Genomic DNA, 20,940 nt, shown 5'->3' with positions numbered 1-20,940 from the left:
TATCAGAATTTCTGATTTCTATGTAATTTTTTGATTCTAGATTATCGCATTGTAATATAATAGCGGTATACGTAACAGACTATATACTAATTTTCATAAGAAGTCTGTATTATTTAGATTATTATCACCCCTATATCATTACCGGGGTAAATATGGTACAATATGATTAGAATATATTTTCAAAGGAGAGGCAATCATGAAATATAAAGTCCTAGTCATAGATGATGATACCGCTATTCTAAGACTCATTCAAAATGTTCTAGAGAATAAAAACTTTGTCGTCGATACGCGAACTGCTATTCCAGAAATTGATATATGTCATTTTATCGGCTATGATTTAATTATTTTAGACATCATGATGCCCCACAGTGGAATTGAAATCTGTAAGTATATCCGAGAATTTATCCCTGTTCCAATCATATTTCTAACAGCTAAAAATTTAGAAGAGGATATTGTATATGGTATACAATCCGGTGCAGATGACTATATCACAAAGCCATTCAGCATACCTGAACTAGTAGCAAGAGTACAGATGCATATCCGTAGAGAAGTACGTAATAACAATTCTAGTGATATTCTACAGTTTGGACCTCTCGCAATTGATAAAATTAAAGAAGAACTTAGAATTGCGGATATACATATTCCTACTACAAAAAGAGAGTTCCAATTAATTTTGTTACTCTCCAGCAATCCAAATAAAACATTTTCAAATAACGAACTCTTTGATTATCTTTACCCTCATGATTCTGAAACTCAGGGGCGATCAATTACAGAGTATGTATACCAAATCAGGCAAAAATTAAAACCTTATGAAATTAATCCAATTAAAACGATCTGGGGAGGTGGTTATCAGTGGATAACGCTCTGACTTTTAACCAACTGATTAAACAGACATATTTTAAGATATTAAAGCAATTTCTTATTAGTCTTTTTCTATTTTATTTGCTACCAATGTTGTTTACTGCATTTACTAATATTACTGAAAAAAATGCAGGTGCGTTTACTATCTATTTCAGTACGATTTCTTGGATTTATATTAGTCTAATTTTGTTTTCTATTATTGCTAAAAATATGAGCAATCTTTTAGAAAAGATAAGACAAGAAACAAACATTGTTTATAATCAAAGTCTACTGGTTGATACAAATGAACATGACCTAGCTAAGTTAACCTTAATTGAACTGATTGAAACAAGACAAAAAATTCAGGAAATGCAGTCAACGATAAAAAAAATGATTCAATCTGAAAAACAGCAAAAAAAGGAGCTGATGTTTCAAGTCTCAGCTGCAGCGCATGATCTGAAAACACCTTTAACAGTTATTCAAGGAAATGCTCAATTTTTACAGTCTATGGATATTACTGGAAATATTGGGCAATGTTTAGGAGATATCGAACTTGCCAGCCAACAACTTAATAGATACTTTAACCAGCTCATCTATTACTCTAAAACATTCTATAATGATACTTCCAATTGGGAGAGTTTGTCTTCGGATTACTTACTTGAATTATTTGAACAAGAAATTAGGCTAATTACTGACAAAAAAGCTAATATTCAATTTTCAAACAACCTACCAATCCCTATCTATTTAACGCTTAATCTAAACCTATTCCTACGAGCTATCCTAAATATTATCAATAATGCGATTGACCATTCCAAAAGCAATTATCCAGTAATAAGAGTAGATTACAAGTTAAAAGATAATAAATTTTACATTTCCATATGGAATAGCGATTCTTCATTCTCGGAGAATTTACTAGAGAAATATGGGTTACTATTCTATCAAGACAAACAGGCAACAAATTCTGAGCAAGGAAGTCATTTCGGAATTGGATTAGCATTTGTTAAGCGGGTAGCAAAAATTCATGGAGGACAAGTAAATTTGAGTAATTTTGAGAATGGTGCTCTTGTCACTATTTACATTCCAGTCTAGATATCTGTAAGACCTACGGTTGATGAATCATTGATTTCCCTGTTAACCTTCTAACAGGGATTCCCACTCTCAATTGGATATGTTTAATTTTCAATAATTTTATTGAAAAGGATGTTCACAAAGATAGTTTTTTTATGCTATTATGATAGCTTACTAATCAATTCAAACCAGGCAACTCCTCTACTCACAGAAGGGTTGCTTTTTACTTTTTTAAAAAAATATATAAAAAATTTATATAATCACTTGATTTTAGTAAATAATAGGTATATAATTTATATATAAAATAATTATATATAGACTTTCAGTTTACTTTTAATACGAGGCAACTAGCTGTAGGCTGTACTAGCGTACGGCAAAGCAAGTTAACGAAGTAGTAAAAGATAAACTGGATGGCTATAAAGATAAAGAGGTGAGTTCATGTATTACCCCGTATCCTCTATCTTGATAGAATTTCTGGTCTTAGCAATTGTGGAAAAACAAGATTCCTATGGCTATGAAATCAGTCAGACCATCAAGATAGTTGCTGACATAAAGGAATCCACGCTCTACCCTATCTTGAAAAAATTGGAAAAGGCTGGCTACGTTACCACCTATACCCAAGAATTTCAAGGGAGAAAGCGGAAATACTATACCATCACACCTGCTGGACGTGAGCATATTCCCTTCCTGCAGGGTGAATGGAATACCTACAAAGACCATATTGACGGAATCATAGAAGGGAGCCTACGAAAATGACACGCACAGATTATCTGAACCAACTAGAACAAGCACTATCTCAACTTCATCCAAGTGCCAGACAGGAAGCTCTGGACTACTTCAATGAATATTTTGACGAAAAGGATAATGACGAGGAAGCTATTATAGAGCTAGGAACACCTGATGAAGCTGCAAAAGAAATCATTGCCAATCTACCTGAAGATGCCCTAATCACCGAGAAAGACCAAGGAACTTCACAATCAGCTAAACCATTTGATTTCAACTTTGATTTTGACTTTCAATTTGACTGGGAGAATTTTTTCAACAATTTCAAACATTCAGCCTATAAAGCTAGGGAAAGGATTGAATTGCAGACGAAGATTGAAGAATTACCTGATTTTTCAAATCTACAGATTATTCTCGAAGACCAGGCACTTAGCGTGCAAAGCTATGAAGGTGACAAGGTAGTATTGCACAATCCATTTTCTGAAGAAATGTCCTATCAGGCTTTTGACTATCAGCTAGTCCAAGATAGTTTGTACCTATCTAGCAAGCCACTCCCAGACCACCTCTACTTTTCCAACCAGCAAACCAGCTCTGCTATTCTCAAAATCCCTAAAAAACTCCTGCCCCTTACCAATCTCAATCTGAAAACGACAGATAGTAGTCTGACGATGGCGGATGTGCAGGCGAGCGAACAGCTAGTCATCAATGCAGAAGATAGCAGTATCAGCATGACGAAAGTGAGCTGTCCAAGCTCTGCTCTACGGTTAGAAGACTCTACACTAACTATCTCAGATGGACAGCTGAGCGAGTTAAAATTGGAAGCCAGCGATGCTGTTATCACTCTGACAAGCCTTAACCTAGCAAATGCAAACATACGCTTAGAAGACTGCATCTGGAATCTCAAAGAATGTGACTTGAACGGCAAGCTCAGTTGTCAGGCTGAAGATTCTGTCTTAACCTATAAACCAAGTACGGACATCAGTTTGGACATATGGGAGGAAGATTCTAGCCTTAAACTTCCAAAGGATAAGGCGTTTACAATGATGAAAGAGGGTGACATCACTCATCTCAGCTACAAGCAAGAAAATAGCCCTGCTCAGTTGGTTATTCATTGTCAAGATTGCCAGCTTACTGTTGGATAAAGGAGGTTCCTATGAATCGCAAGGAATATTTACAGAAACTCGAAAAATATCTCAAAAACCTACCAAAAGAAGATTTTCAGGATACCATAGACTATTTCAATGAATATTTTGACGAAAAGGAAAACGACGAGCAAGCTATTCAAGAGCTAGGCAGTCCAAAAGATGCAGCCCGTGAAATTCTAGCCAATCTCTATGATAAAGAGAAGATTGAGGATAAGCCAAATACCCGCAATATGGTCTGGCTGACCATCCTCTCTATCCTTGCCGCACCAATCGGCATCCCCCTAGCAATCACCTTGGTCGCCCTCTTCATCACCCTTCTCCTAATCATCTTTAGCCTCTTTCTGCTCCTTATCTCACTCTGGATCGTCCTCCTCAGCCTGGCGATAGCCCAGCTACTCCTCGCCTTTGACCTCTTCACACTATCATGGTCTACCTCCCTGCTCTTCACAGGCCTGGCCCTCATCTGCTTGGCCCTCACTCTATTGGGTAGTAAATTCACTCTAGACCTTGGAAGCAAAACCTTCTTGCTTGTTTTACATTGGATACAAAGAAAGATTCGCAAAGGAGGCTATTATGAAACAGCTTAAACCATTTACGAAAATCAGTCTGAGCCTGTTAACCATGGGGACCATTCTCAGCCTCATCGGCTACCTTGCTGGTGGTTGGACAAATATGAAAACTGTTGCAGAAAACTATTTTCAGCCCCAAACGGCAAGCTTTACGGATATTCGTTCTATAGAAGTTAATGAAAAACTGTCCATTATGCCCTCGCCTGACAACCAATTCCACCTCCACTACTATCGAAATCAGCATAAAGACATCGACCTCCTCAGTCACCAAGTCCAAGATGGAAAATTAACCATTTCTAGTGCCTATCAAGGCATCGTTACTTATGATGGTTTACTCGAACCTATCTTAAATCTTGTCAATGACCAGAATGTTGCCTACTACCAACCTGTCTTACAGGTCCCTAAAAATAGCACAATCGAAACACTCTCAGGCAACCTTCAAGGAGACCTTTATCTGGATAAAGTAACTATTCAAAATCTTGAACTCACTGCAGAAGATGGGGATATGTTGATTGAAAACAGTCAACTCAGCTTTGCTCATTTGTCACACCTCAATGGAGAAGTAGCAATCAATCATTCCACATTAATAAGTCCGAAAGACATTTCCGATACTGTTGGCAGTAGCTTAACGATTGAGGATGGGGATTTTAAAGCTGAAAACCTAAAACTAGAAGGAAGATATAGTATCAGTAATTACGGTGGTTCAATCGACATTTCTCTTCATTCCAAAACAAAAACTGACATCCATATAGATGCCAGTCAAAATAATCTGAGAATTGACCTTCCAACCTATTCCAATCCCCAAGCCACTAATTACCTCAACATCTCTACACTAGATGGAGAACTGAATATTCAGTAATTGCAAAAAGCCCTCCTCAACGGAAGGCTTTTTAACCTATTTAAACAACAAAATAGAAATTAATGCCAAGATAGCTGGTCCACCTTGGGTTAAGATGATTTTTGGACTAGAAGTCGCTGCTCCGTAGCCTGCTGCTCCAATAACAAACAAGACAAAAATAGTTGTCACTTCAAGGTTGCCTGTGAAAATTCCATAGATAAGGAAGACGGCCAACAAACCATTATAGATTCCCTGGTTTTTAAATAGGGTTGTCACAGACTTACATTGTAATTCTTCCTTCTCCATATTGAATACGCGACTAGTAGAGTCTGAATGGGTCGCAAAGGTTTCCAAATACATGATATATAGGTGCTCAATAGCTACGATACTAGCTAGAATAGTGGTAAAAATAGACATAATGTCTCCTCTCAAAAAATTATATAGGTAGATTTTGCAAGCCAATCAATAGTTTATCAAGAGTGGCTAGGAATTGCTCGCTCTCCTCAACAGTTAGAATCTGATTCATCGAAGTTTTGATAGCTTGGTGGTGGGCAGAAGGATTCGTGATTAGCGCTTCTCTAGCCTGCTCAGTTGGCCAGACAAGTACTTCTCTCTGATTGTCAGGATTTCGCTTGCGAATGATATAGCCGCTCTCTTCCAACAATTTGAGATGACGCGTAACCGCTGCGCGGTCTATCTGAAGCCGCTCCTGCAAAGCCAACTGATGCAGGGGTGCATCTTTTAGTAATGTTTGCAATATTGAATAGCGTGTCAAACTGATTCCCAACTGCTTTTCAAAAAGATTGGAAATCGTCTCATCTGCCACTTTCAATCTGTATAACAAATCTTCCATTTCTTGCATTATCTACCTCTTTTGATTGATTAATCAATCGTTGATGAGTCAATTATACTACAATCCGAACAATTTTCAACTATTTTGCCTATCTATTAAAAAAATATGTTGCCTACACCTATATTTTGTTATAATTAAGAAAATAACTAGCAGAGGGATGGGACTTACTTATGGAAAACACTCCTAGACTAAACTTGGTCATAGACGTGCTCATGCTCGCTGGTGCCATTTTGGCACAAAGCGGTGCAGAAATTCACCGAGTTGAAGATACCATGATTCGGATTGCACATTCACAAGGAATTGAACAGGCCAATGTCCTTGCCATCCCTGCTGCTATCTTTTTCTCCATCGACCATACGAATATTTCGCGTATGAAACGCATTGTCAATTCAAATTACGATATGCAGAAAGTTTGTGACGTCAACCAAATCTCCCGTTCCCTAGCCAATGAAGAAATCAGCCTAGAAGAAGCATGGAGCCAATTAAATGCAATCAAACAACAAAAGCCACCCTATAACAATATCCAAATAACCTTAGCTGCCGTAGTAGCCGCACCATTTTTTACCATCATGTTCGGAGGTTCTCTTTTAGATGCAGCAGGCGCTGTCCTCGCAACGGCTTTGGCTTTCCCTATCTCACTAATTGTCGAGCGCTATATTGGAATTGATTTTGTTACCACCTTCGTTGGCGCCTTTGTCTTCTCACTCACCTCTTATTTATTAAGCGCATCCACTACTCTCCCCATTAATCCTAACCTGATTAATGCAGGGGCAGTCATGCCTTTTGTACCAGGGATTGCTTTTACAAATGCCGTAAGAGACCTCATGACCAATCATATCAATACAGGGATGACCAAATTTTTCCAAACTGCGCTTATTATCTTATCGCTCGGTGCAGGTACAACTGTGGCCTTTATGCTTGTGAGGTAATCTATGACACCAGTTCACTTCTTATTACAGGCACTCGCCTCTTATATCGCTATCGCAGCCTTCTTAATTGTTCTCAATGTTCAAAGAAAAATGCTGGTCCCTGGTGGACTCCTAGGCATGCTTGTTTGGCTTATTTATCTTTTACTATTGGAACCAACAAATGTCTTGATTGCTACCTTTTTCGCGGCAATTATCGGATCCTGTGTCAGTCAAATCATGAGTATTTGGTTAAAAACACCCTCCGTCATCTTTTCATTGGCTATACTTGCACCACTTGTTCCAGGCTATCGAGCCTACATGACCACGACTTATTTCGTTTCTGGGGACCACGCTCAAGCCCTAACCAATATCACTACCGTCTTAACTTTAGCCTTAGTCATTCCCATCGGTATGGCCAGCGGAACAATATTATTACGCCTTTATAAGATTCTTCGAACAGGCAAAAAAGCAGCCTAGCCCCTTGAAAATAAGGGGCCTTTTTGTTAAAATGAAAACTTATCAAAGGAGATGCTATGAACCAAAACGTAACCAATTTAAAACTTGCTGAACGTGGTGCCTTGCTATCTATCGGTGCCTATATTATCCTATCAGGTATCAAACTCGTTGCAGGACAGCTCTTCCATTCGGATGCCTTACGAGCAGATGCCTTCAATAATATTTCTGATATTATCGGTAATATCGCTGTACTTGTTGGACTAAAAATGGCACAGAAACCAGCTGATACCGATCATAAATTTGGACACTGGAAAATGGAAGATTTAGCAAGCTTGATTACATCCTTCATCATGTTTGTCGTTGGTTTCCAAGTACTCTATGATACCCTCCAAAAACTAATCAGCAATTCTTCTATCGAAGTAGACATTATGGGGGCCATTGTCGGAATTTTTTCTGCACTAGTTATGTTAGCTGTTTATTTATATAATAAACGCTTGGCAAAAAAAGTACGTTCCAAGGCCTTAGAAGCAGCTGCCAAGGATAATCTATCCGATGCAGTCACTTCCATAGGAACTTCTATCGCGATCTTTGCTGCGGCCTTCAACTTCCCTATTGTCGATAAAATTGCAGCCATCATCATTACCTTCTTTATCCTAAAAACTGCCTACGATATTTTTATGGAAAGCTTCTTTACTCTATCTGATGGATTTGATGAAAACTTATTGAAAAAGTACGAGGAAGATATTCTCAAACTCCCAAAAATCGTTTCTGTCAAATCACAACGTGGTCGGACTTATGGAGCCAACATCTACCTTGATGTTGTTTTAGAAATGAATCCAGACTTATCCGTTTATGAAAGTCATGAAGTGACTGAGCAGGTTGAGCAACTCCTAACACTCAAACATGGAGTTTTTGATGTGGATATTCACGTAGAACCATCTGAAATTCCACACGATGAGATGTATGAGCATGTGTATGACAAACTCTTCCGTTTTGAAACAGAGATACAAGCACATACTAATGGGTATGAAGAATTGATTGACGACCAGTATCTCTTAATTGATGCCAAAGGCCGCTATCGAAATAAAACTCAGATGCTTGCCGACCACCCCATCCAGACCAGGTATTTATCCAATTACCAAATGACCTCCATTAGCCAAAAATCAAAATTAGTTACGTTTGAAATTGGTGATTATGTTCATACGTCACTTTGGCGCCGTCATGAAAATTGGACGGTTATTTTCCACCAGATTTCAAAGAAACAAACCTAGTCGAATGACTGGCTTTTCGTTTGGATATATAAAAAGAGCACATGGCTCTTTTTCTTACATTATTAGTTTTTTACTGCATCGGTTGCAACATCCTCACCAAACCATTTTTGGGAGATTTCTTGGAATTTACCTTCTTTATATAATTCAGCAAACGCCTTATTAATGTTTTCTACGAGTGTCGTATCTGATTTACGAGCACCGACTGCGAAGGCTTCATTTTCAAAACCTGCATCAATGATGTTGTAATCTGAGATAATTCCCTCTTGTTGCAAGTAATAATTTGCATACACACGGTCAATCAAAAGGCCATCAATACGATCGTTTTTCAAGTCAATCAAGGCTTCATTGAAGGTCGCATACTGACTTGCATCGTTATTTTGAACAATATCTTTCAAAATAGCTGGTTGTGATTCAAATACTGAATAGCCAGATGAACCTGCTTGTGCACCTAAAATCTTATCCTTCATATCAGATACTTGGCTAATATTGGAAGATTTTTTGGTTACAAGAACTTGTTGGTTATCCATGTAGGGATTTGTGAAAAGAACTTTTTCCTTACGCTCATCTGTAATAGAATAACCATTCCAAATTAAATCAATATTCCCGTTATTCAATTCAGTTTCTTTCAAATCCCAGTCAATTGGTTGCCATTTTACAGTAATTCCATATTTTTCAAAGACTGCATTAGCCAAGTCAATATCAAAACCTGTGTAAGAACCATCTGTCTGTTCAAATCCCATTGGGACAAAGGTCTTATCAAAGCCAATCGTAACGGATTTTTCAGACTCGTAGGCTGTCCAATTATCAGACTTAGTAGCCGAATCATTGGAGCCACAAGCAGCAAGAGTTAAAGAAGTTACAAGAGCAAGAGCTCCAAGCATCATTTTTTTAATATTCATCATCATATTTGTTCCATTTCTTAGTGTTTCGGTTCAATTTTGATGATTTCATCTGCGATATTCTCAGCAAACTGCATATCATGGGTGACCACAATTTGCGTGATTCCAGTAGCCCTATTTTCAAGAATCAGTTTCTCAACTTCTTTTCTTAATTCAGGGTCTAGGGCCGAAGTTGGTTCATCATAGCCGATAATCTCAGGATCAATCATCATCGCACGCGCCAAGGCCACACGTTGTTTCTGTCCACCCGATAATGAAAATGGGTAGGCATTTGCGTGGTTAGCAAGTCCAAGAGTATCCAAGAGTTTAAGGGCCTTGTCTTCCGCCTCTGAACGCGACATATTTTGCGTTTTCATAGGAGAGAGAACCAAGTTTTCCAATACGGATAGGTGCGGGAAAAGCTGGAAGTCCTGGAAGACAAAGCCCAGCAAATGTCGTTTTCCCAACTCCTCTAATGGCAGTTCTTGACCATTATACATCAAAGTTCCTGAATCAATAGTCTCTAAACCAGCCAACATCCGTAAAAGAGTTGTCTTACCACCGCCAGATTGACCAACGATGGCAACAATTTTCCCTTCTGGAATGACCAAATCATAGTTGGAGAAAATCTGTTTATCTTCAAAGCGTTTTGACAAATTGCGTAACTCTAACATGACTTCCTCCTATCTATAATAATCAAATTTCTTTTCTACTTGTTTAGAAATCAGTGTTACCGCACCGATCATCAATAGGTAGATTGCACCTGCGATAAACATAGGTGCCAAGCTGGCATCACGATTGGCCGCAGTACGACTAGCCAACAACAAATCGCTAACCCCAAGTGCATAGACCAAAGAAGTATCCTTTACCAAAGTCATGACTTCATTGAAAACACTTGGCAGAACAATTTTCACAACCTGTGGTAAGACTATGTAGCGAATGGTCTGAACAGGGGTAAATTTCAATACCTTAGCAGCTTCGTACTGACCTTTTGGGATAGCTTCAATACCACCACGGAAAATTTCAGAGAAATAGGCCGCATAGTTGAGCGTAAAGGCCAGAATTACAGCAGGCATTCGGTCAAATGTAATACCCACACTTGGTAAGACATAATAAACAAAAATTAATTGTAAAAGCAAGGGGGTTCCTCGCATAATTAATACATAGAAATGCAATAACCATTGTAAGGGTTTAAATTTAATCTGCATTAAAAAAGCGAAAACAGCTCCTAATGGCAAGGATAATATCAATACTAGAAAAAATACTTGCAGGGAGACTGCAGCACCATTTAGTAGACTGGGCAGAACTTCCAAAACATAATCCATAGAATTCTCCTAAAAGAGTGATTAGGTAATAGTATATCAGAAAACTTTATCTATTTCAAAGGATTTTTCAGAATTTTTATAAAATTTAATGTAATTTCCGAATATTTTTCTGAAAAAACGGATTTGGCTACCCAAATCCGTTCATATTTATTCAACTGTTACAGATTTCGCCAAGTTACGTGGTTTATCAACATCCAAACCGCGTTGCAATGTCGCATAGTAAGCGATCAACTGTGTCGGAACCACCATAGCAATCGCTGACAAGAATGGATGAACAGTTGTAACAGTGATGTCATCTTCTTCCTTAGCTACTGCTTCATCTACAATTGTCAAGACATTGGCACCACGCGCCACAACTTCCTGAATATTTCCGCGAGTATGGCTTGCAAGGTGTGGATGATTTGAAATCAAGGCCAAAACAGGAACACCGTCTTCGATCAATGAAATGGTACCGTGTTTCAATTCACCTGCCGCAAAGCCTTCACATTGGATGTATGAAATTTCTTTCAATTTCAAGCTGGCTTCCATAGAAACGTAGTAGTCGCTACCACGACCGATATAGAATGCGTTGCGAGTGGTTGATAAGAGTTTTTCAACTTTTTCAGCAATCACATCTTTTTCTGACAAGCTGGCCTCGATAGATTGAGCAACGATGGACAATTCATGCACCAAGTCAAATTCTTTCGCGTAGGCATTGCCATTGGCATCACCGACAGCCTTAGCCAAAATTGCCAAAGTCGCAATCTGTGCAGTATAGGCTTTGGTAGAAGCTACCGCAATTTCTGGTCCTGCATGGAGCAACATGGTGTAAGTTGCCTCACGTGACAGGGTCGAACCAGGAACGTTGGTTACAGTCAAACTTGGAATGCCCATTTCATTAGCTTTAACCAATACCTGACGGCTATCAGCAGTTTCACCTGACTGGCTAATCATGACAAAGAGTGGCTTTTTGCTCAAAAGCGGCATATTGTAGCCCCACTCAGATGAAATTCCCAACTCTACTGGTGTATCTGTCAATTTTTCCAAGAAGTCTTTTGAGGCAAATCCTGCGTGATAGGAAGTTCCAGCAGCCAAGATATAGATACGGTCAGCTTCTTGTACTGCCTTAATAATATCCGCGTCAACTGTTACCTGACCAGCTTCATTTGTATAGGCGCTAATCAATTTACGCATAACAGTTGGCTGCTCATCAATTTCCTTGAGCATGTAGTATGGATAAGTTCCCTTACCAATATCTGACAAATCAAGCTCAGCTGTATAGCTACCACGCTCAATCGCATTGCCATCATAGTCCATGACTTCAACACTATCTTTTTTCACGATAACCAATTCCTTATCGTGAATTTCCATGTATTCACTTGTCTCACGAATCATAGCCATGGCATCTGAGCAGACCATGTTATAGCCATCACCCAATCCAATCAAAAGTGGAGACTTGTTTTTGGCAACGTAAATAGTATCTGCATCATTAGCATCAATCAAAGCAAAGGCGTATGAACCTTGGATGATATGAAGTGCTTTTTTGAAGGATTCCAAAGTAGACAGACCTTCCTCAGCAAATTGACCAATCAAATGAACAGCGATTTCTGTATCTGTCTGACCCTTGAAATCATGACCAGCCAAGTAGTCGTTTTTCATTTCGAGGTAGTTTTCAATCACACCGTTGTGAACAAGTACAAAACGACCTGTTTGTGAGGTATGTGGGTGGGCATTGTCCTCAGTTGGTTTACCATGAGTTGCCCAGCGAGTATGACCGATTCCTGTTGTTCCCTCAGTCTTATCGCCTACCTTAGCAGACAACTCTGCAATGCGACCTACTGCTTTTACCAAGTGAGCCTGCTCCCCACCCGTTACGAAAATACCTGCTGAATCATAACCACGGTATTCTAACTTTTCAAGACCTTGAATCAAAATATCAGTTGCGTTTGTATTACCTACAACACCAACAATTCCACACATATTCTATCACCTTCAATTCGAACGAATTGAACTTTCTTAAATTTATCTTAAATTGGTATAGTCTAATTTTTATATTAAAAATCAGTAAAATCAGTATATAACAAGTTTTTGTACTTGTCAACATTTTAATTGGTATAGTCAGATTTATAGATTTCAAATCCAAACAGTTCAACAATTAATAAAAGCTGATTCTACTGAACCAGCCCTGTTTTTATAAATCCAAATTCTCTTAAGGGACTTAAGCGGAATGTTAGTCTCCCAATAACATCTTTTTCTGCAATCAATCCAAAACTACGACTGTCCTGATGATTTGTCCTATTATCATTCAAAACTAAAATGAAATCCTTAGGAACGGACTCGAATTGTCCGTTTGTTAAGGTAGCAATTGTAAAATCTTCCGTGTAACTTTCTTGTGTATGCGGTGCTTTTAGATAGGATTCTGTTACAATCACATTATCTCTATACAAGACATCATCCATATAGGTTACAGTTTCATCAGTAACTGCAATGACTCGACTGACATACTCTTTTCCATCATGTTTATAAAGTATGAAATCACCATGTGTCAGTTTGGCATTGCGAACGGTAACAATAAAGTCACCTTCTTTGATATAGTCATTTGCCATCTGGGATGTGATGGTTACTGGTTCAAAGAACCATACTCTCAAACCAATCAATCCTAAAATCAACAGAATGACCAAACTGATCTGCTTTACTAAATCTCTCTTTACCATAATCTCTCCAATCAATACTATTATACCATAAACTCAGGCTATCCATTGATAAGATGATGGTATATTTCCTCAGCTATCACTTGATTTCCAAGAGGTGTCAAGTGCAAGCCATCGCTATAATATTCCAAATGCCCCTTGGTTAAGAGATAAAGATTGATGACTGGCACATCCAATTCCTGACCAATTGCTGCAATAATGTCTTGTAATTCATCCTCGATAATCTGATTATTCAGTCCAAAACGGCTGGTTGGCACGAAAGGTGGAATAACCAAGTATAGATCTGGTTGACTAGGTAAACTCAAGTACCGCTCTGCCATTTCCCTATATTCGCTAATAAATCGCTCCTTATTCCAGTATGGACCACGGCTGTCATTGCTACCAATCATGATAATGACAATGTCCGCTTCGCTCTCAAGGGACAACTGGGCATTTTTCTCATTGAAATAGGGATAATCCGACGTTGACTGAAGCGAACGTCCACTCAAACCGAAATTGGACACCTGATAAAGATGCCCCAGCTTCTCTGCTAAAATACAGGGATAGGCATCTTTTTCACGGTTCTCCAGTCCGTAACCGTAAGTCAGGCTATCGCCAACTGTTGCAACTTTTATGGCCCCACTTCCAACGGTTAGGACCTCTGGATACATAATATCTGACACGTGAACTCCTCTGTTTTTCTTATTTATCTATTGTACCATCTTGAAAAAAATAAATATACTTCTGAATTTGTGATATAATGAACATATGAAAAAAAACGTGATAATTATAGGCGGAGGGATTGTCGGCTCAACTGCCGCTTTCTACCTCTCCCAAGATGAAACTGTCAACTTAACCCTCATTGACCATGGTGTCGGCACTGCTACTCGTGCAGCTGCCGGGATTATCTGCCCTTGGATGGCCCAAAAGAAAAATAAAGATTGGTATAAACTGACTTCCGAAGGCGCAGTCTTCTATCGCAAATTGGTCGCAGATTTAGAGTCTGCTGGAGCCAAGGACATCCCTTTCAAGCAAACTGGAACTATCGGCCTGAAGAGCAAGCCAGAATTGCTAGAAAAAATCCAAAAGATTGCGGAAGACCGCCGTGTAGATACTCCCACCATTGGTCAAATTACAAGCTTGCAAGGCGAAGAAATCAGCGATTATCTCCCACCGCTCAAACCTGACTTTTACGGCATTCATTTAGAAGGAGGCGGCCGTATCGATGGTGGGCGTTTGATTGACATTTTGCAGGAAGAAGTTTTGAAAAATGGCGGAGCGCTTCTACAAGGACAGGCAAAATTGCTAGACGCTCACACTGTCGAACTAGATGGACAAGAGCTGACAGCCGACCACATCATCCTGGCTACTGGAGCCTGGCTACCACATATCCTAGAACCACTTGGTTATCGGGTGGATGTCCGACCACAGAAAGGACAATTGTTAGAATTAGACACCAAACACGACACCAACAACTGGCCAGTCTGCATGCCCTATGGGCAAATTGACATATTGCCTTTCGAAAAAGGTAAAATCATCGTCGGAGCTACACACGAGGATGATATGGGGTATGACCTGACACTTGACCCGGAAAAAATTCAAGCTATGCAAGTTAAGGCAGCCGAGTTTATGCCAGACCTAGCCAACTATTCCGTTGCCAGAACACGGATCGGAACCCGTGCCTACACTTCAAACTATGCACCATTTTATGGCAATATCGAAGACATGAAGAATGTTTGGGTTGCTAGCGGTCTAGGTTCCTCTGGTTTGACAAACGGTCCATTTATCGGCTGGCAAATCGCCCAAGAAATCTTAGGGAAGGAAACCAGCTTCGACCGCTCTGCCTATTCTCCTACTAACTACATTAAAAAACAATAATATAGCTGAAAGGCCACTCGCTCTGAGTAGCCTTTTTTCTATGACTTATCAACTTTAATCATCTTGTGAAAAAGTAACCAATAACCTACTGCCCCAATACCTAGCAGAGAAAAGGCTATTAAATAGGGAGTTTGGTCAGCCGTTTCTTTTTCTTGACTATCCGCCTCATCCCCCTTAGCTACTGCTTTTTCACTCCCTTTGCCCAGATTTTGATTGTTTGAACTGATACTTGTGGAAGGGGTGACTTGTTCCTTCTCCGAATCCTTTTCAAACTGAAAATCCGGTTCTGATGACTGATTGAATGCCCTTGGTAAACCTGTACTATTAGCCTGACCAACTGTCTCTTGCTCCACGATTAGTTCGCTAGAAATGTTGGTATTTTTATATCCATTCTCACGCATATTTAGTGTAGGTCTAATTGAAATTTTTCCTGAATACTCATTAGACAAGGAAATAATCTGGTTAAAGATTCCTCTTCCAGCCTGCTCTATTTCCGTTTTTTCAGCAGTCACATGTTCTAACTTGTCGGCCACCAAATCCTCAGAACTTGACAAAGCTCCCACAGGCAATTCATGCGTGACAGAAGAACCATGAAGAGACAAGTGACCAACTGGTAATTCATGGCTGACTGAAGAACCATGAAGGAACAAGTGACCAACGGGAACCTCTTGCGTGACAGAACTTCCATGAAGGAACAAGTGACCAACGGGAACCTCTTGCGTGACAGAACTTCCATGAAGAGACAGGTGACCAACGGGAACCTCTTGCGTGACGGAGCTTCCATGAAGAGACAGGTGACCAACTGGCAATTCATGGCTAACAGAAGAACCATGAAGGGACAAATGACCTACTGGTAATTCATGGCTGACCGAAGAACCGTGAAGGGACAAGTGACCAACTGGCTGCTCATGCGTGACGGAGCTTCCATGAAGGGAAACATGACCGACGGGCAACTCATGCGTGACGGAGCTTCCATGAAGAGATAGGTGTCCTAAAGGCAAGTCATATTTAACTGAGTCACCATGAATAGATAGATGACCTAAGGGCAAATCATATCTAACTGAATCACCATGAATAGATAGATGACCTAAGGGCAAATCATGTCGAACTGAGTTTCCATGAACAATAAGATTTCCAAACGGTCTATCGTAAGCTAGAGCTTGCCCAACAGATTTCATGGGAATCCGTAAACTTTGCAGAGCGGATTGCAAGATTTCTGATAGTTCCTGCTTTGCCATAGCTTGATTGATTTGCTTCAAACCTTCAAAATATTTTTCTTCAATTAGGGCAAGATAAGACCTTTCTTCCTTATCAGAAAACTCCTCTTGAGCATGGATTGCGTGAAGTAAGCCAAATTTAGCTTCTGAAAGTTTCTGTCTGGCAGTCTGTTTTTCATCTTCCAATCCATTAAAATAAGTTTCCCAATGCTTCCGACCAAGATTGATGGTATGAACATAGTCCAGATGAGAACCAAACGAATTTTTCACGACATTATTATTTAAACGAGGTTTGCCAGAGGAATCCCGTGTGATTCCCATCCGTTTCAAGCCAATTGGATGATGCTGATCGTCCGAATCCGTAATATATACTGCTCGGATCAATCCCTTCTCATCATACTCAGCCCCCCAGACCGTCACAATATGAGTAGTCGTTCCAAAAGTTCGATAGGTCAAGCCAAGTAAACCTTGATTTTCTAAATTATTGCGAACCAAATTTCCAAAATAGAGATAATCTCCGCTGAACATCCGATCCGTCAGCATTTTCTCCTTAAATACTTCATGAAAAAAGCCACCGCGTTTATCAGGCACCAAATCAGGATTTTCTAAATTGACCCCTCCTTGACTCTTTGGGGGATAGCCATTGATAAATAGATCCACCAGGGCATCTGATACAAATCCATTTAGACGACGACCGTAATATGCCTTGAAAAGGTTAAAAATTCGGCTATTTTGCTGATTTTCAAAAGAATCTGTGTAACGTCTTATATCAGTCAAAGAATAGTCCTGCTGCCCTAGATCAGCTCCATATTTCTCACTAATATACCGTTCTACATACTCCTTATTTTGTTCCAACCACCAGTGCAACATGTTGGAAGAAACTGCCGCAAAACACAGGTTCAAGTCCTCTATAGAAGCATCCAAACTCTTGTTGGCATCATAGTAACCATTTCCGGCTTCATAGGGCATGGTATACTCAATAAATTCTCCCGTTACTTCTTTTTTAAAATCACCACCTTGCCCCATGCTAGGAGGCGTTATACCTTGTGCCCAAATAATTTCTCTGTACTGACCATCTTCGCTAGTATAAAGACTAATAGGCTGTTCAACCACATCTTTCTGGACTGCTACTGGTAGATTAGAAGGGAGGCTACTATCTTCGTGCTCAGGAATGACCTTCTCTTCCATATCTGCATGGATCTCAATACTTGTAGACTCGAAAAGGTTATCAATTTTCACTTCAAGTAACTCATTTTTCAGCTCAGAAGGGCCTACTTCATTCTCACTCCCTTGAGCTAGGTTGTCACTTTCTACTAATATATTTAGACCTGTAAACTCGCTATTATTCTTTTCCCCTTGTTCTTCTACATTTATGATTTCAAGCGATTGTGGTACCAAGTCTCCTTCCAACAGGGAAGTTTCTTCTTCTAGACTAGAAATCGTTTCTGCTTGGGCAGATAGAACAGACTGATTGGCTAGAAATAGGAAAGTCACTGGAACTAAACCAACTGCTAGTTTTCTCAACGAAAAACGAATGTGAATGTCCATATGTCCATCTCTTTCAACTTAGTCACCTTATATTATATCAATACAATTTGAATTTTGCAAAATCATACCATATATTCAAAGAAGCCTATCATTCAAGCTAAGGAGCTTGATAGAATAGACTTTTTCTTTATACATTATTTCACAGTACGAACACGCATAGTGTTTGTTGAACCTGCAACACCTACAGGCACACCAGCAACGATAATAATATCATCTCCTGCTTCAACAAGACCTTGCTCTTTGGCAATACGTTCAGCCAAATCAAACATATCGTCAGTTGAATCTGGACGTTTTGTTACAACTGGGATAACACCCCAGTTAAGCATCAATGATTTTTGTACTTTCTCAGTAAATGTTACTGCCAAGATGTCAGCATCTGGACGGTATTTAGAGATTGAACGAGCTGAATAACCAGTTTCAGTAACTGTTACAACCAACTTGATGTTCATTGAGTGACAAGCGTCTTTTACTGCAGATGCAATAACTTCTGTTTTAGATGCACGGTTAAAGTGATCAGAGTTCAAACGACCATATTCATTAAGAAGAGTCTGTGCGTTTTTAGCAATAGTTGCCATTGTACGAACTGATTCAACTGGATATTTACCGTTTGCAGACTCACCTGAAAGCATTGTTGCGTCAGTACCGTCGATAACTGCGTTGAATACGTCTGATACTTCTGAACGAGTTGCACGTGGTTTTTCAGTCATTGTTTCCAACATGTTTGTTGCTGTGATAACTGCTTTACCAGCTGCATTCACTTTAGTGATAATCATTTTTTGGTAAACTGGAACCATTTCAAATGGTACTTCGATACCCATGTCACCACGAGCAATCATGATACCATCTGCTGCTTCGATGATTTCATCGATGTTGTCGATACCTTGTTGGTTTTCGATTTTCGCAAATAATTGAACGTGATCGTTACCAGTTTCTTTACAGATGTTACGAACAACTTCTACGTCTTTTGCAGTACGTACAAATGAGATGGCAATGAAGTTCAAACCTTGCTCAAGACCGAAGCGGATATCTGCGTTATCACGCTCTGCAAGAGCTGGGAAAGGAATTTTTGTGTAAGGAATGTTTACACCTTTTTGTTTAGCAATTACACCGTCGTTTTCAACCAAAACAACAAATTCACGGTTTACTGCATCTTTTTCAACAACTGTCAAACCAAGTTTACCATCGTCAACAAGGACTTGCTTACCAACTTCAACATCGTCAAAAATATCCAAACCACCTGCTACGTTCAAGGCAATCACTTCTTTGGTAGATTTGATACCTTGTTTTGTAGCAACACGCAATTTGTCACCAGTTGTATATGCATATTCTTTTGCATCATCTTCAAACAATTCTGTACGGATTTCTGGACCTTTTGTATCCAACAAGAAACCTACTTTTTTGCCAGCGATTTCTTCTGCACGACGAACTGTTGCCATACGGTCACCTTGCTCTTGGTGGTCACCGTGTGAGAAGTTGAAACGGAAAACATTAGCGCCTTCTGTAATCAAAGCAGCGATTTTCTGTGCTGATGCCTCAACATCCAATTTTTCACCCCAGTAACCATCGTCACCGAATTTTTTACCACCGCGGATTTCTACCGCTGGACCAAGGGTTGCAACAATTTTAACACGTTTGTTCATCTTAACAAAACTCCTTTTATTTCAATGGTCTTATGACCCTAATTAACACTTTAAAACAACGATGCCTAGATTGACAAATTACGGTTCAAATCAGCCAATTCCAAATCTGCTTTATGCGGATTATTAACCACAATCTTACCGTCAGCAGTCAAGCTGAACAATGCACCTTCTTCTGCAGTTCCAAGAATTGGATTTTCAACCATTTGCTCGTTACGGATACCTACTGCAAGACCTCCACGGCCTTCTTTAAGCAATTTAACGGCATGAGCACCCATACGAGAAGCGAGTACACGATCACGCGCTGTTGGAGAACCACCACGTTGGATATGACCAAGTTCTGTCACACGAAGATCACTTGTATCGCCTGCTGCTTTCAATTCTTCAGCAAACTGTGCAGCTGGCATAACACCTTCAGCCAAAACAATGATGCTATGTTTCTTACCATTGTCGTAGCCCGCTTTAATACGGTCAACAACATCGTTGATATTGAAGTCTTCTTCTGGAACAACGATAACATCTGCACCAGAAGCAATACCAGCCCAAAGAGCGATGTCTCCCGCATGACGTCCCATTACTTCAACAACGAAAGTACGACGGTGACTTGATGAAGTGTCGCGGATTTTATCAATCGCATCCATAGCAGTTGTTACAGCTGTATCAAAACCGATTGTAAAATCTGTACCCACGATGTCATTATCAATTGTACCAGGTACACCAATAGCTGGGAAACCATGCTCCGTCAAGCGCATTGCTCCGTGGTAAGAACCATCACCACCGATAACAACTACACCTTCGATACCATGTTTTTTCAATTGCTCAATCCCTTTAAGTTGCCCTTCTAATTTGGCAAATTCTGGATAACGAGCTGAACCAAGGAATGTTCCTCCACGTGAAATAACATCACCTACAGAACGCGCAGACAATTCATGGATATCACCCGCAACCATACCTGCGTAACCTTCATTGATTCCATAAACTTCCATTCCTTCTGAAATTGCTTGGCGAACAACTGCACGAATAGCAGCGTTCATACCAGGGGCATCACCACCACTGGTCAAAACAGCAATACGTTTCATTCGTTAATGCTCCTTTAACTTTTCATTTTAACTGCCCT

21 protein-coding genes are annotated in these 20,940 nt (G+C 39.7%); 10 read left to right on the top strand and 11 right to left on the bottom strand.

Annotated features, from left to right (window positions below; all coding sequences use genetic code 11):
* Window positions 1-196: 196 nt before the first annotated feature.
* The 6 genes from P7J58_RS03660 (at window position 197) to P7J58_RS03635 (ending at window position 5,204) form a co-directional block, all read left to right on the top strand.
* Window positions 197-868: a response regulator transcription factor gene (locus P7J58_RS03660; RefSeq protein ID WP_105114845.1), complete on the top strand. Its 672-nt coding sequence runs from the start codon at window positions 197-199 to the stop codon at window positions 866-868.
* The gene (locus P7J58_RS03655) at window positions 853-1,929 is read left to right on the top strand and encodes a sensor histidine kinase (RefSeq protein WP_408555723.1); all 1,077 of its coding nucleotides are present in this window, start codon (window positions 853-855) and stop codon (window positions 1,927-1,929) included. Before P7J58_RS03660 ends, P7J58_RS03655 begins: the two co-directional genes overlap by 16 nt.
* Before the next feature lie 417 nt (window positions 1,930-2,346).
* Complete coding sequence (locus P7J58_RS03650) at window positions 2,347-2,664, top strand: PadR family transcriptional regulator (protein WP_105109178.1); 318 nt, start codon at window positions 2,347-2,349, stop codon at window positions 2,662-2,664.
* Complete coding sequence (locus tag P7J58_RS03645) at window positions 2,661-3,773, top strand: DUF4097 family beta strand repeat-containing protein (protein ID WP_408555722.1); 1,113 nt, start codon at window positions 2,661-2,663, stop codon at window positions 3,771-3,773. Before P7J58_RS03650 ends, P7J58_RS03645 begins: the two co-directional genes overlap by 4 nt.
* Window positions 3,774-3,784: 11 nt before the next feature.
* Window positions 3,785-4,363: a DUF1700 domain-containing protein gene (locus tag P7J58_RS03640; RefSeq protein ID WP_029176599.1), complete on the top strand. Its 579-nt coding sequence runs from the start codon at window positions 3,785-3,787 to the stop codon at window positions 4,361-4,363.
* Window positions 4,350-5,204 carry a DUF4097 family beta strand repeat-containing protein gene (locus tag P7J58_RS03635; protein ID WP_408555721.1) on the top strand — a complete coding sequence of 285 codons (855 nt, stop codon included), beginning with the start codon at window positions 4,350-4,352 and terminating at the stop codon, window positions 5,202-5,204. The genes P7J58_RS03640 and P7J58_RS03635 overlap by 14 nt, the downstream gene beginning before the upstream one ends.
* Before the next feature lie 36 nt (window positions 5,205-5,240).
* Here P7J58_RS03635 and P7J58_RS03630 read toward each other — a convergent pair whose 3' ends face one another.
* Together P7J58_RS03630 and P7J58_RS03625 are read right to left on the bottom strand one after the other, a co-directional pair.
* Window positions 5,241-5,600, bottom strand: a complete 360-nt coding sequence (locus tag P7J58_RS03630) for a DUF1304 domain-containing protein (RefSeq protein ID WP_408555720.1) — start codon at window positions 5,598-5,600, stop codon at window positions 5,241-5,243.
* 19 nt (window positions 5,601-5,619) lie between these two features.
* Entirely contained in the window at window positions 5,620-6,045 is a 426-nt protein-coding gene (locus P7J58_RS03625; RefSeq protein ID WP_002937706.1) for a MarR family winged helix-turn-helix transcriptional regulator, read from the bottom strand.
* A 161-nt stretch (window positions 6,046-6,206) separates the two neighbouring features.
* Between P7J58_RS03625 and P7J58_RS03620 the strand changes: the two genes are divergently transcribed.
* The 3 genes from P7J58_RS03620 to P7J58_RS03610 are packed head-to-tail and all read left to right on the top strand — an operon-like array spanning window position 6,207 to window position 8,671.
* Window positions 6,207-6,965, top strand: coding sequence for a threonine/serine exporter family protein (locus P7J58_RS03620; protein WP_044767935.1), 759 nt, complete (start codon window positions 6,207-6,209; stop codon window positions 6,963-6,965).
* Window positions 6,966-6,968: 3 nt separating this feature from the next.
* Window positions 6,969-7,421 carry a threonine/serine exporter family protein gene (locus P7J58_RS03615; RefSeq protein WP_408555719.1) on the top strand — a complete coding sequence of 151 codons (453 nt, stop codon included), beginning with the start codon at window positions 6,969-6,971 and terminating at the stop codon, window positions 7,419-7,421.
* A gap of 56 nt (window positions 7,422-7,477) precedes the next feature.
* Window positions 7,478-8,671, top strand: coding sequence for a cation diffusion facilitator family transporter (locus P7J58_RS03610; protein ID WP_408555718.1), 1,194 nt, complete (start codon window positions 7,478-7,480; stop codon window positions 8,669-8,671).
* A gap of 62 nt (window positions 8,672-8,733) precedes the next feature.
* Here the strand turns inward: P7J58_RS03610 and P7J58_RS03605 are convergent, their stop codons facing one another.
* From P7J58_RS03605 to P7J58_RS03580, 6 genes are all read right to left on the bottom strand, one after another.
* On the bottom strand, window positions 8,734-9,564 hold the full coding sequence (locus P7J58_RS03605) for an amino acid ABC transporter substrate-binding protein (protein ID WP_024375821.1): 831 nt from the start codon (window positions 9,562-9,564) through the stop codon (window positions 8,734-8,736).
* Window positions 9,565-9,590: 26 nt separating this feature from the next.
* Entirely contained in the window at window positions 9,591-10,223 is a 633-nt protein-coding gene (locus P7J58_RS03600; protein ID WP_002940998.1) for an amino acid ABC transporter ATP-binding protein, read from the bottom strand.
* 9 nt (window positions 10,224-10,232) lie between these two features.
* Complete coding sequence (locus tag P7J58_RS03595; RefSeq protein WP_002940990.1) at window positions 10,233-10,874, bottom strand: amino acid ABC transporter permease; 642 nt, start codon at window positions 10,872-10,874, stop codon at window positions 10,233-10,235.
* 147 nt (window positions 10,875-11,021) lie between these two features.
* Window positions 11,022-12,833, bottom strand: a complete 1,812-nt coding sequence (gene glmS, locus P7J58_RS03590) for a glutamine--fructose-6-phosphate transaminase (isomerizing) (protein WP_408555717.1) — start codon at window positions 12,831-12,833, stop codon at window positions 11,022-11,024.
* Window positions 12,834-13,024: 191 nt separating this feature from the next.
* Window positions 13,025-13,567 (bottom strand): signal peptidase I, encoded by a 543-nt coding sequence (lepB, locus tag P7J58_RS03585; RefSeq protein WP_043024773.1) that lies wholly within the window; start codon window positions 13,565-13,567, stop codon window positions 13,025-13,027.
* Between the two features lie 38 nt (window positions 13,568-13,605).
* Window positions 13,606-14,226: a GDSL-type esterase/lipase family protein gene (locus P7J58_RS03580; RefSeq protein WP_029173286.1), complete on the bottom strand. Its 621-nt coding sequence runs from the start codon at window positions 14,224-14,226 to the stop codon at window positions 13,606-13,608.
* Between the two features lie 85 nt (window positions 14,227-14,311).
* On the opposite strand from P7J58_RS03580, the gene P7J58_RS03575 reads away from it, so the two are divergent.
* Entirely contained in the window at window positions 14,312-15,421 is a 1,110-nt protein-coding gene (locus tag P7J58_RS03575; RefSeq protein ID WP_029173285.1) for an NAD(P)/FAD-dependent oxidoreductase, read from the top strand.
* A 38-nt stretch (window positions 15,422-15,459) separates the two neighbouring features.
* Here P7J58_RS03575 and P7J58_RS03570 read toward each other — a convergent pair whose 3' ends face one another.
* The 3 genes from P7J58_RS03570 to pfkA form a co-directional block, all read right to left on the bottom strand.
* Window positions 15,460-18,186, bottom strand: a complete 2,727-nt coding sequence (locus P7J58_RS03570; protein ID WP_052506765.1) for an IdeS/Mac family cysteine endopeptidase — start codon at window positions 18,184-18,186, stop codon at window positions 15,460-15,462.
* A 134-nt stretch (window positions 18,187-18,320) separates the two neighbouring features.
* Complete coding sequence (gene pyk, locus P7J58_RS03565) at window positions 18,321-19,826, bottom strand: pyruvate kinase (RefSeq protein WP_208547410.1); 1,506 nt, start codon at window positions 19,824-19,826, stop codon at window positions 18,321-18,323.
* 65 nt (window positions 19,827-19,891) lie between these two features.
* Window positions 19,892-20,902 (bottom strand): 6-phosphofructokinase, encoded by a 1,011-nt coding sequence (gene pfkA, locus P7J58_RS03560; RefSeq protein ID WP_253216934.1) that lies wholly within the window; start codon window positions 20,900-20,902, stop codon window positions 19,892-19,894.
* Between the last annotated feature and the right edge of the window lie 38 nt (window positions 20,903-20,940).

The sequence above is a fragment of the Streptococcus suis genome (assembly GCF_046032535.1).
In the GTDB taxonomy this organism is placed as follows: domain Bacteria; phylum Bacillota; class Bacilli; order Lactobacillales; family Streptococcaceae; genus Streptococcus; species Streptococcus suis_AK.
The sequence above is the reverse complement of the archived record's forward strand: the minus strand, read 5'-3'. Positions and strand labels throughout refer to the sequence as shown.

Coding starts and splice junctions, on each gene's coding strand:
- P7J58_RS03660 (WP_105114845.1), top strand. CDS start 197: ATGAAATATAAAGTCCTAGTCATAGATGATGATACCGCTATTCTAAGA.
- P7J58_RS03650 (WP_105109178.1), top strand. CDS start 2,347: ATGTATTACCCCGTATCCTCTATCTTGATAGAATTTCTGGTCTTAGCA.
- P7J58_RS03645 (WP_408555722.1), top strand. CDS start 2,661: ATGACACGCACAGATTATCTGAACCAACTAGAACAAGCACTATCTCAA.
- P7J58_RS03640 (WP_029176599.1), top strand. CDS start 3,785: ATGAATCGCAAGGAATATTTACAGAAACTCGAAAAATATCTCAAAAAC.
- P7J58_RS03635 (WP_408555721.1), top strand. CDS start 4,350: ATGAAACAGCTTAAACCATTTACGAAAATCAGTCTGAGCCTGTTAACC.
- P7J58_RS03630 (WP_408555720.1), bottom strand. CDS start 5,600: ATGTCTATTTTTACCACTATTCTAGCTAGTATCGTAGCTATTGAGCAC.
- P7J58_RS03625 (WP_002937706.1), bottom strand. CDS start 6,045: ATGCAAGAAATGGAAGATTTGTTATACAGATTGAAAGTGGCAGATGAG.
- P7J58_RS03620 (WP_044767935.1), top strand. CDS start 6,207: ATGGAAAACACTCCTAGACTAAACTTGGTCATAGACGTGCTCATGCTC.
- P7J58_RS03615 (WP_408555719.1), top strand. CDS start 6,969: ATGACACCAGTTCACTTCTTATTACAGGCACTCGCCTCTTATATCGCT.
- P7J58_RS03610 (WP_408555718.1), top strand. CDS start 7,478: ATGAACCAAAACGTAACCAATTTAAAACTTGCTGAACGTGGTGCCTTG.
- P7J58_RS03600 (WP_002940998.1), bottom strand. CDS start 10,223: ATGTTAGAGTTACGCAATTTGTCAAAACGCTTTGAAGATAAACAGATT.
- P7J58_RS03595 (WP_002940990.1), bottom strand. CDS start 10,874: ATGGATTATGTTTTGGAAGTTCTGCCCAGTCTACTAAATGGTGCTGCA.
- glmS (WP_408555717.1), bottom strand. CDS start 12,833: ATGTGTGGAATTGTTGGTGTTGTAGGTAATACAAACGCAACTGATATT.
- lepB (WP_043024773.1), bottom strand. CDS start 13,567: ATGGTAAAGAGAGATTTAGTAAAGCAGATCAGTTTGGTCATTCTGTTG.
- P7J58_RS03575 (WP_029173285.1), top strand. CDS start 14,312: ATGAAAAAAAACGTGATAATTATAGGCGGAGGGATTGTCGGCTCAACT.
- P7J58_RS03570 (WP_052506765.1), bottom strand. CDS start 18,186: ATGGACATTCACATTCGTTTTTCGTTGAGAAAACTAGCAGTTGGTTTA.
- pyk (WP_208547410.1), bottom strand. CDS start 19,826: ATGAACAAACGTGTTAAAATTGTTGCAACCCTTGGTCCAGCGGTAGAA.
- pfkA (WP_253216934.1), bottom strand. CDS start 20,902: ATGAAACGTATTGCTGTTTTGACCAGTGGTGGTGATGCCCCTGGTATG.